The following is a 14,000-nucleotide window of genomic DNA, read 5'->3' as shown; positions in this document are numbered from 1 at the left end:
TTATTTATTAAAAAAATCAAAAATATAACGCCTAATGTATCAATTTAGTGTAATAAAAATGGGAGAAGAACGCCTAATGTACAGAAATGTATAAAAAATCACTTTTTGAAAAGCCAGTTTTTATCACCAAAAAATAATTAGGTCCACTAAAAATAATCAACCAAAAGTGTTAATATCTAGATAAAAGAAATTAAATAAGTGCTTTATAATGAGTAAAATAGGATGTAAGAAATTACCTCTTTTTTACTTATGCATATAATTTAGATGCACACTGTCTTTAAAATTGATCTTGATATTTTTATTACCACTAATCTTAGACAATATGGGTGCCAAATATTGTTTAGCGTTTTCTTTTGCGCGAGCTTCAAGTTGCATTTCTTGCCCTGTAACTTTCAGTTTCTTTTCAGCCTCAATATATAATTGGTTCATGGCGTCAGGGCCAGCATGTTCTGAAGAGTAGATTTTTACTTCTTTAGGATTCACTCTACCATCAATATGAAGAACAGGTAAATCAACAATCACAGTAGAGTCCATTAAATGGATATCCTTTTCATGGATCTCATTAAGATTGATATAAGCAACAATCTCTCCTCCGATAACAGCAAGAATTTTAGATTTGAATAATTCGTTGGCTACGGGTATATCTGCTAGGTATTCATTGTCAGCAGTATATTCCGCTACATCACGTACATGCGCTTTGTACAACTCTAAACGTCCTAAACCTTCAAGTTCTTCAACAATAAGTTGGTGTTCGTTGGCTTTGTCAGAGTAATTCTCGCAGTATAGGTCATAGCCGATATAGATCGACATGATTACAGCAAGTAGTGTTAGAATTGTAGTATGTAACTTGGAGGACATATAATTTCTTCTTCGTTAGCGAATTATTTCACTCAAAAATACCTGTTTACGACTAACTTAAACAAATATTCAAATCATTGAATTACAAATGTTTGCATAATTAGTGTTACTTAGTGCAACATTGGGGTTTATTTTAGATATAATTAACAATCTGCAAAATCCAATTAAGCTTTGTTGAAATAAAAAAATATACTTTTTTGGTTTGTCCTATTGTGCATCAATAGAAATATGCTAGTTTTGATAATTTATTATTGGAGTAAACTGCACAAAGAAAAGTGTATTGAATAGATGAAGGTTTCCACAAGTCAACCATTTCAGTTAGTATATTCATTATTTCAACACCAGTTTTTAGGGTATCTGTTTGAATCGTTTGTAGTTCAGTTAAATAAAGAAAATAAACTGACTTTACAGCATCAAAACATTTCTTCTAGGAATGCTCATGAGTTTAGTAGTAAACTAGACCAAACAGATTATGAGTTGATTACCCTAATGGATGAAATTCAACCCGAAGCTATTGTCAACCGTTTTGGTGGCAAGAAAAGAATGAAGCCTAACACTTTTTTCTTAACGATTTTTGATGAGAATAAAGGAGATAAAGTGTTACAGAAAAAAATACTGGACTTTGTTGAAAAGCAACGTTCCAACATCCTGGGCAAGCTTTATGGGAAGATGGTTTTTGAAATGGGAAAAGATGGAGATCCAATTTTTAAAACGATTCGAGTCCAAAAACAAAAAGCAGAAATCGAATTTCGCTTTTGGAGAAATAAAGAAGAGAAAAATACTAACTATAGACCTTTTATGTACCATGATGGTGAAAAGGTCGAGTTTCAATACAAAAACGCTGTCTTACTATCCAACACCCCAGCATGGCTTCTGTTAGAAGGAAAGCTGTATACCTTTAAAGGTGGTGTGGATGGCAAAAAAATAAAACCATTCCTCTATAAAAACTTTATTGCTGTTCCTCAAAAAATGGAGGAGAGCTATTATGAAAAGTTTATCACACACCTTATCGAAGATTATAAAGTAAAAGCTTCTGGTTTTGAAATCATCAATAGAAATGAAAAGCCACATGCATTTTTACGTCTAAAGGAACTTCACATTGAAGGACATGAAGAGGGGGATGTTGTGGATCGAAGTATACCAACAGATGTAGAATTAGGTCTTTTCTTTGATTATGCTGGAGAGGAAGTAAGTGCTGCAGATATTGGTAAAAGAAGTAAAGTAACTCTCGAATATGAAAATGATGAGTTTACATTTACCAAGACTTGGAGAGATAAAGACTATGAGTATAACATTATGAAAATAATGGAAGATACTCAATTAGATATTGCAACGAAAGGTGTTGTTACTTTATCAAAAAATGATGCTTTTACCTGGATTTCTCATCACTCTAAATTATTAAAAGAGCAAGGGCTTGAAATAAAACAAGAGGTAGATGATCAGAAGGTTTACTTTGTTGGAGAATCTACGTTAAATCTCGAAGTATCAGAAGATAAAGATTGGTTTGATATAAAAACAAAAGTAGTTTTTGGTGAATATGAAATTCCGTTTAAAGTAATTAGAAAACTGATTGTTTCTGGTAGACATGAATTTGAATTACCGAATGGAGAAATCGCAGTAATACCTAACGAGTGGTTTGCTCAATACCAAGAATTATTTTATTTCTTAGATAACGAAAGTGATGAGCCGCGTCTGCATAAACATCACTTAGCATTAGTTCAGGAGTTACAGGAAGGATCTTTGGCAAAGGTGAGTTTCGATAGAAAGCTTGCTCGCTTAAACGACTTCGATCAAATTGAAGAATATAAAGTACCAAGATCTTTTAAAGGTAAGCTTAGACCTTATCAAAAGGCAGGATACAATTGGATGAGATTCCTTTCTGAATATAACTTCGGAGGATGTTTGGCCGATGATATGGGACTTGGTAAAACGGTACAAACGCTAAGTATTTTAGAATACGAGAGGGTATCTGAGAACGGAACTTCATTGTTGATCATGCCTACTTCATTGGTATACAACTGGGAGATGGAGGCAAAGAAATTCACGCCTAAAATGAAGATCCTCAATTATACCGGTACTAATCGTTCAAAAGATCCTGAGCAGTTTGGAAAGTATGATATTGTAATTACCTCGTATGGAACAGCAAGAATAGATGCCGAAATTTTATCTCAATATTATTTCAATTATACTATTCTAGATGAGGCTCAAACGATTAAAAACCCTTCTTCTATTGTTACAAAGGCTGTAAATCAGTTAAAAAGTAGAAAAAGATTACTGTTGTCTGGTACTCCTATCGAAAATACAACGATGGATTTGTGGTCTCAGATGAACTTTGCTAATACTGGTCTTTTAGGTAGTCAGAACTTCTTTAAGAAAGAGTTTCTTAATCCAATTGAACGAAAGAAGGACGAAAAAAAATATGCAAAATTATATCGTCTGATTAAGCCATTTATTATGCGTCGCCATAAATCTCAAGTAGCATCAGAGCTGCCAGAGAAGGTAGAAAAGGTGATGTATATCGATATGACTCCTGAGCAAAAGAAAAAGTATGAAGAGGTGAAATCATCTTATAGAAATGATATCCTTGAACATATTGAGACAACAGGAGTGACAGGTTCACAGTTTATGCTATTAAAAGGGCTTACAGAACTGAGACAATTGGCTAACCACCCTAAGCTAATAGAAGAAAGTTACGGACATTCTGCAGGTAAATTTGACGAAGTGATTCGTTCTTTAAGCAATGCCATATCAGAAGGTCATAAGATTTTAGTGTTTAGTCAGTTTGTGAAACACTTGTCTATTTTCAGAAAGGAATTGGATAAGCAAGGAATGAAGTATGCTTACTTAGATGGAGCAACTAAGGATAGAAAGAAGGAAGTAAATGACTTCCAAAACAATTCTGATATTCAAATTTTCCTTATTTCACTAAAAGCAGGTGGATTAGGGCTTAATCTAACAGCAGCAGATTATGTTTTCATTCTAGACCCTTGGTGGAACCCTGCAATTGAAGCACAAGCTGTTGATAGAGCACATAGAATCGGTCAGGAAAATCAGGTGTTCGTGTACAAGTTTATCACTAGAGGCACCGTTGAAGAGAAGATTCTTGCTTTACAACAAAGTAAGAGAGAATTGGCGGATACACTAATTACAACAGAAGAGAGTTTTATGAAAAAACTGAGTAAAGACGATATCAAGACACTTCTTTCATAAATTTTTTGAAAAAAAATAAACTTTAAATTGTTGATAATAAAATAATTATAATTAACTTGATAGTTTTTGAATGAAAAAACAGAAAAAACCCTTGTGGAATAAAAAAATGTACGTACCTTTGCATCGCAAGTCAGGTCGATTTGCTCCCTAGAATCCCCCAGGTACGGAAGTAAGCAAGGGTAATAGGTTGAGCGATGCGTTCCTGGCTTGTTTTTTTATATCCAAAAGATACCTCAAAAAAGGGTAGACAGTTATTAAAATTGTCTACCCTTTTTTTATCCAAAATCGTCTACTAAAATATCCTCATTGTTGATACTAGGGTTACTCAATAACATTTCTTTCATTCCTTTATTGAAGCTAGAGTTTCCAACAATATAATATTGGAAATTATCCCATTGTTGAAGGTGTGAAAATAATGTTATTGCAGATATCCTTTCTTCCGTTTCTGTAAAAACAGGAACATAGTGGAAGTTCTCTAACTGCACTTCTTGTAGCTCATGATGATAAGCCGTTGATACTTCATTTTTGTTTGAATAAAACAAGTATACTGGGTTAGAATAATGCTGGTTTTCTAATTCTTTGAGTAAAGGTAGGATAGGGGTAATTCCTATGCCTGCAACAATAAATGAGATCCCTTTTGTAGCATTCTGAGTAGAAAAACTTCCTATAGGACCATAAATTTTACATACGGTATTTAAGTCCATTTCTTTAATCGATTTTTTGAAAGAGCTGTCACTATATCGCATAGCAAGTCTAATATTTTCCTCGCTAGGATGTGAGACGATGGATAAAGGTCTATGAGATATATCTAAATTTGTGTATTTCGGCGTAAGTAGATCTAAAATGAGGTATTGTCCTGCATTGTATTGAAAGGATACAGGCTTAGTAAAAGATAGCTCAACGGTATCTTCTGCTATTAACTTTTTCTCAATTAGAGTTACTTTGTTTTCTGTATCTAATGATGGTTCATTTTGGTCTTTAGAAACTACATTAGGTTGGTCTTGAATTTGAGTAGCACATAAATATCCACTGATAATTGCCCCTGTAAAACCTCCTCCGGGGAATGACCAAGAACCTGCAAAGTATAAATTAGGAATGGGTGATTTTAATGGTGTTCTATTTCTACCACTCTGACCTTTTATCTGTGCATACCCATAAGGCGTTCCATTTGGGCTATTAATATAACTTCTAATTGTTTTTGAGGTAGCTACTTCATAATGCTCAATTTCGTTTTTTATGCCCGGAAACTTCTGATCTAAGCGTTGAATAAATATTGATGCTACTTCCTCTTTTTTTGCTTTATAAGCATCAGAAGATAAACTTTCCCAATCTTGTATATAATCAGCACAGCAAATTACACCGAAGGATTTTCCTTTAGGAGCTAATCCTGCATCAATTTGTGAGTAGTCTACAAAAACAAAGTTGCGTTTTGTCCAATCTCCTTGGTAATTCTTGTGAACATCTTTTAGCGTTTCTACTTCTTTATGGGAGAAAAAGGTAGAATAATTTACGCTTCCATATTGTTTGATATCTCCTTTAAAGCCGATATAGATACTCAATAAAGAACAAGATGGTTTTAAGTGTCCAACTTTTTGATTGATTTTTAATGCCTCTTTATTGGGGAGCATTTTTTCAAGTACAGGAATAGCTGCATTGGAGATGATGTTTTCTGCGTAGACTCTATTTTCCGATGAATTCTGGTACTTATCATGATAAAGCACACCTTTTGCCTTACCCTCTTCAATAATTACTTCTTTAACCGTTTTGCCTAAGACTACCTGTCCTCCATTATTATTAATAATGGATACCAAATAGTCTGAAAGTTTTTGAGATCCACCTTTGATGAAATATCCACCTCCATTGATATAGCTGGTTTGTGCGGCAGCAAAGTAGATCATTGACATAGAGTATGGGTCATCATGGTAATAAAGCAGGTTGGCCTGAAGTAATAGCTTTAGATCTTCGTCTTTGAAATAATAATCCAACCACGCCCCTAAGCTCTTTCTAGAAGCCCTAACAATGTTAGGAAACTTAAGGGGCATGATCGGCAGAGTGATTGTTTGTTTCCATTTTTCTAAAGGAAACTGAGGTAATTCTGTTAGTATGTTATCCATAAAGGTGAGGAACCTTTGGATGTTTTTCGCCTCATTTGGAAAGTAACTTACCAATTTGTCGTAGGAGGCTTTTTTTCCGTGTGGGAGTGTAAAATCTAGTTTTTCTGATTTTAATCTAAAAACTTCAGGTACTTTAATAAGATTAATATTTTTATCTATTTCTAGATATTCGAAGATATCTTTTTTGATATCCTTCTCATAAAGCCCATCCATCTCATGGAGTCCCACCTCCATGATATAATCCTTTCTTTTAAAAGTAGTCGCACATCCTCCGGCCACATAATGTTGTTCCAATAAAAGCACTCTGTGACCTTTTTTCGTTAGTGTAGCACCGGCAACTAAACCACCTAAACCGGCGCCAATAATGATAGTGTCAAATTGATAATAGGTCATTTCTATTCTAAATTGATAGTAAGCTTTTTAGTGTCATTATTTTCAACTGAAAATGAAGCATCCTTAAATTTAGGAGGAGCGAAAGTACCAAATACATTATTAGAAAAACCATATTTTTCAGTTGGTTTTCCTACCCAATTTGTATTGAGTTCTTTGTCTTCATTCTCGTCATGCCACACAGCTATTGCATATTCCCCTTCAGGAATATTTTCTAAGGTAATGTAAACATCACCAGTCGACGGTTCAACAGAGACCCCCTCGATATGTTGTCCATACTTTGGAAAGTCATTACTGTTGTCATACAAGCCTACTTGTATTTTACCTTGGGTATTTTCAATCCCTTTAACGTGTATTATAATGGTAGTTGTCTTAAGGGAAAAGAAAGTATGTACGATACATATAAGGCTTAACAGGAAAGTCGTTTTCATAACCGTATGATTTTTGGTTCGTAACTCTAATGTATAAGCACTTTTTTGAAAAAGAAACCGATATGTGATGAACAGGAGATAATGGGGTGTATGGGCCTAAAAAATGAGGTTTTTGGGATGAATGGGACGAATGGGACGGCCTAATTATTTATAAATACTGATCATTTCTTTAGAAAAACTTCTTGATACAGGGATTGAAAAATCAAGGTTTTCTAGCTGTAGTTCATAGTTTCTAGCATTACCACTTACTTTTTGAATTTTATCAAAGTTGGCAATATAAGATCTATGACACTGGTGTACATTGTGATCTTCTTGAATTTGCTCTTTTGCCTTCTTTAAAGATAATCGTATCACTTCCTTTCGAATAGAACCGTTTTTTTCGCTGTAAACTTCTAAATAATTCCCTTCTGATTTGATACATAAAAATTGATGTAGTGGAATAGAAAATGATTTCTTTTCTAATTGGAAAAAGATAGTTTCCTGTGTTTCTTCAAGTTCTTGTTCTTGAATTTGTGTATTAATATGTTCTGCTTTCTGTTCCTTGTCTGATCTAAGTTTCCATTCTAAGAATAGTATAAAAACTATAGTGGGGAAGATACCTACAGAAATAGTGATTCCTATGAACTTAATAAATGAATGACTGATAAATAAAACCTCTTGCCCAATTGTAGAAGTATACAACCAGTTACAAATAGAAATGAGCAAAATAATTACTGAAGAAAAAAGAATGGCTTTAAGAACTGTCCACTTTTCAGGGTTGAAAATTTTTGTAAATATTTTCGGTAAAATGAAGAAGCAAAAAGCAACGTTACAGATTGTTATCAATGCGTACCCACCAATCAATAGAGGCTTATAAAAGACAACATCAGCAATACCAAAGGGCTGGAAGATATAAAGAAAGATGAAGACAAAAAGACCGAATAGAAATGAGGCTATACTTTTTATTTTATTGTCTTCGATTAACGGAAATGCAGCGTTTAGTTTATTGAGTAGATTAGTCATATTTAATTTAGGGATTCCTCGTATTGCAAGTACAATAAAAAAATCCTCATTCACTAATAAATTTTAGCAAAAGAGGATTTCTTAAGAATTATATAATCTACAGTTTATTTCTTCTTTTTAAAGTCTAAAGCCTTGGATACCATAATACCCCAGAACCACTGACCAGATGAAGTAACACCTGCTTCTACACCTAGCTGAGCTTTCATCTTAGTTAAGTTGTAGTATACATCAAACCAATAACTCTGGCTCCAGCTTGAGTAAGTCTCTGCAGGAATTTCTGATGTACCTGTACCGTCTCTTAATGTTTCATGCTGATTTAGCGTCCAGCCAATAGCAAAATCCCATCGTCCACCAGGAGCCCAATAATAACCATTGGTAAAAGAATAATTATTTAGATCCGACTTGACATCCTTATTGTATACCAAGTAAGGTAAAAATTCACCAATTAAACGGCCATAACCAATAGACAATGAAACGTTTTCGTTATCAAAGTCTTGGTACCCCACACGGAAGTTCAGTAAGTTTTTCTCATCGACGTTTTGCCAGACTGAAATTTGTTGAACGTTCCCCATTCCATAATAGTATTGTACGGAAGTTTGTGCTTCTGCTTCATTAGTGAACATCGCGCCACCAATAAAGAATAATCCAATTAGAAGTAGTAGTTTTTTCACGTAAAAGTAGTTTAAATACTTGATGATTCTTTGTAAACAGTCTCTTCTTTCTTTAGTGTAGTGTGAAGAGTATTATTAAAGTATGTATGCAAACAAATGTACGTGATTGGTGAGTAAATGAATGTTTATTCGTTTAAATGGATGATAACATAAACATCTGTTATCTAGATAAATATTAAAGCCCTTTCGGATTATATTAAATTATCCAAAAAGGGCTTTAATTTACTGTGTTATAACAGTTTTGGTTGTAGTGAAACAACTATTCTTCTAGGTAGATATCTAATAGACCTTCAGGTAAGTTGGTATGAAGTGTTTTGGCTTCATAGTCAGCTTTTTGTACAATATCTGCACTCACCGGAATAAGGATTTCTTTTCCTAAATGGTCCATCTCAATTAGATCTTGTGCACTGTTAGTATATACTTTTGTAACCACACCAAGTTCACCTAAATTCTGATCGACTACCTTAAAGTTAATGATATCATGATAGTAGAACTGTCCTTCTTCCAGTTCAGGTAGAGCTGAAAGAGGTAAGTAAAGCTGTACATCTTTTAGAGTTTCAGCATCTTCTAAAGTTTCAATATCTTCGAACTTTGCAATAAATCTATTATTATGTAATGATAGGTACTCCAAGAAGTAAGGAATCAAGTTTCCTTTTCTTTCTAAGAACACTACATCCAAACCTTCGTATTCTGAAGGATCATCAACGTCGGCAAAAATTAATACTTCACCTTTAAGACCGTGAGTTTTAGTGATTTTACCAAACTCAAAACATTCGTCTTTGTTCATAATATCTGAATTCTCCTTTATTTAAATTTTTTCTGTCATTAAGAGACTGATCAACTGCACCTGCATATTTGATTTTTCTTTGTCTGACAATGGTTTCAACTCGTGTATATCATTCACTAGTTGTTGAGCAAGCGTTAAAGCTTCCTCAGGGTTATGCTTTTTCTTTAATGATCGGATACCATTAAATCGAGCACTTTCTAATACTATACCTGCTTCAAGAAACTTCTTCTTTAATGCAGTAGCATATGCACTATTGATAGTACTTGAATGTAAACGCAAAGAAACGCGTTCTGTTCCATTATTTTCATATGGATACATTTCTATTAACGTTTGAGCAGTTTCTTTGGCAATAGATTGAGCAGATTCTTGTGGATCAGAAAGTTCATAAAATACCTTTGCAGCGTCTTCCACTCTCCATCTGATCTCAACACTCATTTCTAATTCAACACCATCTTTTGCAAAAGTATTCCATGGACCAATGTGATTGATATGATCTTTTTGGTTTAGTCGTTGAATTTTTCTGAATGGATGAGTCCAATAAAAACCAGAGTTTTTGACTGTCCCCTTATATTTTCCCATAAGAGAAACTAAAACTGACTCACCATTTTGAGCAGTAAAATACCCTCTTATTAAAACTAGGTCGATAAAGAAAATCAGCATAGCTACTGCCCCTAAGTTGGGAAGTGACAATACATAGGCCGCTCCTGCAAAAAGTGCTGCCTGAATGATTATCATCCAGTAACCAGATAAGCTTTTTAGTTTTTTGTCAGTCATTGATTATTTGTTGAATTGATTCATAGTTCTTGATAACCCAATTGCTGAGAAAGAAAGACACATATCAACAGATTTGTCAATTAATCCATCAAGATCAATTTTTTCATCTTCTGAAAACTCTCCAAGAACAAAATCTACTTGTTTTCCTTTCGAAAAGTTATCACCAATACCAAAGCGTAATCTTGGGTAGGCGGAAGTGGATAGTTGTGCTTCTATATCTTTTAAACCATTGTGACCAGCGGCTCCACCTTTGCCTCTCATTCTAAGAGTAGTATATGGAAGTGCTAAATCGTCTACAATGACTAGAATATTTTCAGTAGGTATTTTTAATTGATTCGCCCAATATTTTACAGCTTTACCACTAAGGTTCATAAAAGTTGTGGGCTTAATCACAGTAATACTTCTTCCTTTATTTTTAAAATCAGTAACGTAAGCCAATCGATCCATTTCAAATTTAGCATCAAACTTTTTTGCTAAAGCATCAGCTACCATAAAACCTATATTATGGCGTGTTTTTTCATATTCAGGACCAATGTTGCCTAAGCCGACGATCAAATATTTCATAGTTCTAATGATTTTTCTTTTGAAGCTGCAAAGATAGTTTTTTGCTTCTTCTTAATAAAGAGATAAGACCAACGCTTTGTGATTCAACTCAATTTGAAGGAGTTTTAGAGAATCGTTAACAACCTTTGGGTATGAATATAGGTAGGAAACCACTCGTCCGCCTTCTTTCTTACGTTGGATATTGTCGTCTAAATCAAGTTGATGCTCCATATTGTATTTATAGGCATCCCAAACTTGTTGTTCAATCATATCTGTAGGTTGTTGGCATTCTACCCATATCTTATTGATAAAATTGCTTGTACTATCCGGTAGTAATTTTAGATCATATGAACTACAATCCTCTACTTTGATCGTTTTAGCAAGTTCTTGACCTAAAACATAGGCTCTTTTGGCGATCTCAGGTTCTTTAATCCTTTTAATCTTTCTTTCTTTTATTTGTCTATTGACATCATTCGCATTGATTTTATCAGAAGTTTTAAGTCCACAGGCACTAAAAACGCTAAAAATGATGCTATAAAGTAGAATATTTTGATAGAATCTTTTCATTATCTCTTTTGAAAAAGATGATTTTATAAATTGCACTTCAAAACTAAGCGTTTCGTCTTTTAATTAAAATTACAGAGTAAATGAATTTGTTTTATAGAGAGCTAGGAGAAGCAGGCAAAACACCAATAATTGTACTTCATGGTTTATTTGGCCAATGTGATAATTGGTTGACATTGGGTAAACAAATGACTGAGAAGTTTCATGTTTTTTTAGTTGATCAAAGAAATCATGGTCAATCTCCGCATAGTGAGGAGTTCTCTTATCAAATTTTAGCAGACGATTTAAAAGAGTTTATAGAACAACATCAATTAGTAAAGCCAATTATTTTGGGGCATTCAATGGGTGGTAAAACAGTGATGCAGTTTTCTGCTAATTACCCTGAGATTGCTAAAAGAATGATCGTGGTTGATATTGCTCCAAGATTCTACCCAGTTCACCACCAAACGATTTTGGAAGGATTGAATGCTATTCCAATTAGTGAAATAAAAACTAGGGGAGAAGCTGATAAAAAATTGGCAGAATATATACCTGGATTAGGAGAACGTTCGTTCTTATTAAAAAATATATATAGACCAAAAACTGGAGGCTTTGCTTGGAGAATGAATTTACCAGTTCTTACAGCAAAAATCGAAGAAGTAGGAAAGGCACTAGATTGTAACCATATTATTGAAGTACCTACCTTGTTTATTGGTGGAACAAACTCTAACTATATTCAAGCTTTTGACATGTCTGAGATTGACGAAAGGTTTGCTTCCGTCCAAATTGAGATGATTGCTGATGCAGGACACTGGGTACATGCCGAAAAACCTAAGGAGTTATTGGAAGCCATATATAATTTTGTTTTATAATTTTGGTTAGTTTATATTGTACTTAGTCACTATAATGACCGATATAAACAATACGATCTATACTCAGTGGAAAATTTTATACCGTATAAACATGATGAGTTATCCAAAGCAGAGATGATTCAGTCTGCTAAAGATTACTTTGAAAAAATAAATAAAAGAAGATCATTAAGGGAGTTTTCAGACAGACCAGTAGACAAAGAAGTGATTGCTAATGTAATCAAGGCAGCAAGTTGTGCACCATCGGGAGCAAACAAGCAACCTTGGATGTTTTGTGCTGTATCTGATCCTGAGGTAAAAAAGAAAATTCGAATAGCAGCGGAAAAAGAAGAATACGAAGGCTACCATGGTAGAATGAGTGAAGAGTGGTTGGAAGACTTAAAACCATTTGGTACAGATTGGAATAAACCATTCTTAGAAAAAGCTCCATGGTTGATCGTTGTTTTTAAGCAAGTCTATGAAATAGATGAGTTTGGAGTTCGTCATAACAACTATTACGTCAATGAATCTGTAGGTTTAGCAAGTGGATTTTTACTCAATGCTATCCATGAGGCAGGGTTAGTAGCGTTAACACATACTCCATCTCCAATGAATTTCTTAGCGAAGGAATTAAGTCGACCCGCTAATGAAAGGCCATTTCTATTAATTCCGGTAGGCTATCCTGAAGAGGAAGCAACAGTACCTAATATTACAAGGAAGTCTTTAGAAGAAATTAGTCAGTGGTATTAATAGCTACATTTTATAATTAAAAGGTGAATAGGTGTTCTAAACTTATTCACCTTTTTTTTTCAGTTTTTCTTACCATACCTCAATAGAATAAAAATGTTTGATATCTAATTTTGTAGTCATCAATAAATCAGATAGATATGAAAAACATTATCACCAAAAATTATTTTCTTGTTACAGGTATTCTGACCTTATTGGGTGCATTACCTGTCATGTTATCGCCAGAGTTAGGGACCTATTTATTATTTGATTTTACATCGAATACTCCAACTGAATACTTACCTATTATTATTCATTGGGGTGTTATGGCAGTTGGATTAGGAGGGATTATGATTGCAGCCCATTATCATCCTACAATTCGTTGGGCTACAGCTTTATTTGCTGTTATATCAAAAACATATATTGTTTTCTGTATAGTATGGTTCATTTTATCAGATTATAACCAAGTTTCCATCCACTCTTTTGGGGTAGTAGCAGATTATTCTATGCTTATGGTATTGGAAGCATTAATGGTAATTGCAGGTGTGTTTACACTACAGACATTATCAGAAAAAAAATTAGCCTAAACTCTTATTTATTACCCAAAATAAAAGAACAATGAACGAAAAAGCGATAAAATATTATTTCTGGATTACAGGCTTTATTACTGCTGTAGCCAACATTCCTATGATCTTTTCTCCGTTTCTGGGAACAGAAGCTTTATTAAAATTAAATTTACAGCAATTACCTTTTGCAGCTCCACTTTATGGACATTGGGCCATGATGGTAACTTGTATTGGTGTGTATTTATTTATGGCTGCAACAAATAAAAAATACAGAACTTCTGCTGTTTTATATTCTAATTTTGAAAAGGGAATTATGGCATTAATGGGGTGGTATTTTATGTTTACACAACCCGACATTACTATAAACCATTACTTGATTGTGACTATAGGAGATACTTTATTTACCATTGGAGGTATATTTTATTTACTATCACAAGCCAAAGAAAGAAGAATAGCAGTAGCTTAACCTCTTCTTGGAGGAAATAAAAAAACAGTCATCTTGTTATGTGTGAATAACATAATAAGATGACTGTTTTG

General features: G+C 33.8%; 14 protein-coding genes and 1 other RNA gene. 6 read left to right on the top strand and 9 right to left on the bottom strand.

Going from position 1 to position 14,000, the window contains the following annotated elements; all coding sequences use genetic code 11:
* Positions 1 to 243: 243 nt before the first annotated feature.
* Entirely contained in the window at positions 244 to 858 is a 615-nt protein-coding gene (locus tag QL232_RS21955; protein WP_168885218.1) for a DUF4230 domain-containing protein, read from the bottom strand.
* A gap of 288 nt (positions 859 to 1,146) precedes the next feature.
* Here QL232_RS21955 and QL232_RS21950 point away from each other — a divergent pair, with 288 nt between their 5' ends.
* Positions 1,147 to 4,068: an SNF2-related protein gene (locus QL232_RS21950; protein ID WP_281615789.1), complete on the top strand. Its 2,922-nt coding sequence runs from the start codon at positions 1,147 to 1,149 to the stop codon at positions 4,066 to 4,068.
* Between the two features lie 124 nt (positions 4,069 to 4,192).
* Positions 4,193 to 4,283, top strand: an RNA gene (gene ffs, locus QL232_RS21945) — signal recognition particle sRNA small type.
* 60 nt (positions 4,284 to 4,343) lie between these two features.
* Here the strand turns inward: ffs and QL232_RS21940 are convergent.
* The 8 genes from QL232_RS21940 to QL232_RS21905 all read right to left on the bottom strand — a co-directional run bounded on the left by QL232_RS21940 (position 4,344) and on the right by QL232_RS21905 (position 11,347).
* The gene (locus tag QL232_RS21940) at positions 4,344 to 6,575 is read right to left on the bottom strand and encodes an FAD-dependent oxidoreductase (RefSeq protein ID WP_281615788.1); all 2,232 of its coding nucleotides are present in this window, start codon (positions 6,573 to 6,575) and stop codon (positions 4,344 to 4,346) included.
* A 2-nt stretch (positions 6,576 to 6,577) separates the two neighbouring features.
* Entirely contained in the window at positions 6,578 to 7,003 is a 426-nt protein-coding gene (locus QL232_RS21935; RefSeq protein WP_281615787.1) for a DUF2141 domain-containing protein, read from the bottom strand.
* Positions 7,004 to 7,147: 144 nt separating this feature from the next.
* Positions 7,148 to 8,005 carry a LytTR family DNA-binding domain-containing protein gene (locus QL232_RS21930; protein WP_281615786.1) on the bottom strand — a complete coding sequence of 286 codons (858 nt, stop codon included), beginning with the start codon at positions 8,003 to 8,005 and terminating at the stop codon, positions 7,148 to 7,150.
* 104 nt (positions 8,006 to 8,109) lie between these two features.
* The gene (locus tag QL232_RS21925) at positions 8,110 to 8,676 is read right to left on the bottom strand and encodes a hypothetical protein (RefSeq protein WP_168885213.1); all 567 of its coding nucleotides are present in this window, start codon (positions 8,674 to 8,676) and stop codon (positions 8,110 to 8,112) included.
* Between the two features lie 259 nt (positions 8,677 to 8,935).
* Positions 8,936 to 9,463: a ribosome maturation factor RimM gene (gene rimM, locus QL232_RS21920; RefSeq protein WP_281615785.1), complete on the bottom strand. Its 528-nt coding sequence runs from the start codon at positions 9,461 to 9,463 to the stop codon at positions 8,936 to 8,938.
* Positions 9,464 to 9,484: 21 nt separating this feature from the next.
* On the bottom strand, positions 9,485 to 10,237 hold the full coding sequence (locus QL232_RS21915; protein WP_281615784.1) for an SPFH domain-containing protein: 753 nt from the start codon (positions 10,235 to 10,237) through the stop codon (positions 9,485 to 9,487).
* A 3-nt stretch (positions 10,238 to 10,240) separates the two neighbouring features.
* Positions 10,241 to 10,801, bottom strand: coding sequence for an aminoacyl-tRNA hydrolase (pth, locus tag QL232_RS21910; protein ID WP_281615783.1), 561 nt, complete (start codon positions 10,799 to 10,801; stop codon positions 10,241 to 10,243).
* Positions 10,802 to 10,852: 51 nt separating this feature from the next.
* Positions 10,853 to 11,347 carry a hypothetical protein gene (locus QL232_RS21905; RefSeq protein ID WP_281615782.1) on the bottom strand — a complete coding sequence of 165 codons (495 nt, stop codon included), beginning with the start codon at positions 11,345 to 11,347 and terminating at the stop codon, positions 10,853 to 10,855.
* Between the two features lie 80 nt (positions 11,348 to 11,427).
* Between QL232_RS21905 and QL232_RS21900 the strand changes: the two genes are divergently transcribed.
* From QL232_RS21900 to QL232_RS21885, 4 genes are all read left to right on the top strand, one after another.
* A complete protein-coding gene (locus QL232_RS21900) occupies positions 11,428 to 12,195 on the top strand; it encodes an alpha/beta fold hydrolase (protein ID WP_281615781.1) in 768 nt (255 codons plus the stop codon).
* Positions 12,196 to 12,261: 66 nt separating this feature from the next.
* Entirely contained in the window at positions 12,262 to 12,921 is a 660-nt protein-coding gene (locus QL232_RS21895; RefSeq protein ID WP_317169965.1) for a nitroreductase family protein, read from the top strand.
* A 137-nt stretch (positions 12,922 to 13,058) separates the two neighbouring features.
* Positions 13,059 to 13,484 carry a hypothetical protein gene (locus QL232_RS21890; RefSeq protein ID WP_281615780.1) on the top strand — a complete coding sequence of 142 codons (426 nt, stop codon included), beginning with the start codon at positions 13,059 to 13,061 and terminating at the stop codon, positions 13,482 to 13,484.
* Between the two features lie 31 nt (positions 13,485 to 13,515).
* Positions 13,516 to 13,929, top strand: coding sequence for a hypothetical protein (locus QL232_RS21885; RefSeq protein WP_168885205.1), 414 nt, complete (start codon positions 13,516 to 13,518; stop codon positions 13,927 to 13,929).
* Positions 13,930 to 14,000 lie beyond the last annotated feature (71 nt).

It is taken from the genome of Flammeovirga sp. SubArs3 (assembly GCF_947387565.1).
Lineage (GTDB): Bacteria > Bacteroidota > Bacteroidia > Cytophagales > Flammeovirgaceae > Flammeovirga > Flammeovirga agarivorans.
This window is presented reverse-complemented; position numbering and strand designations above follow the sequence as displayed.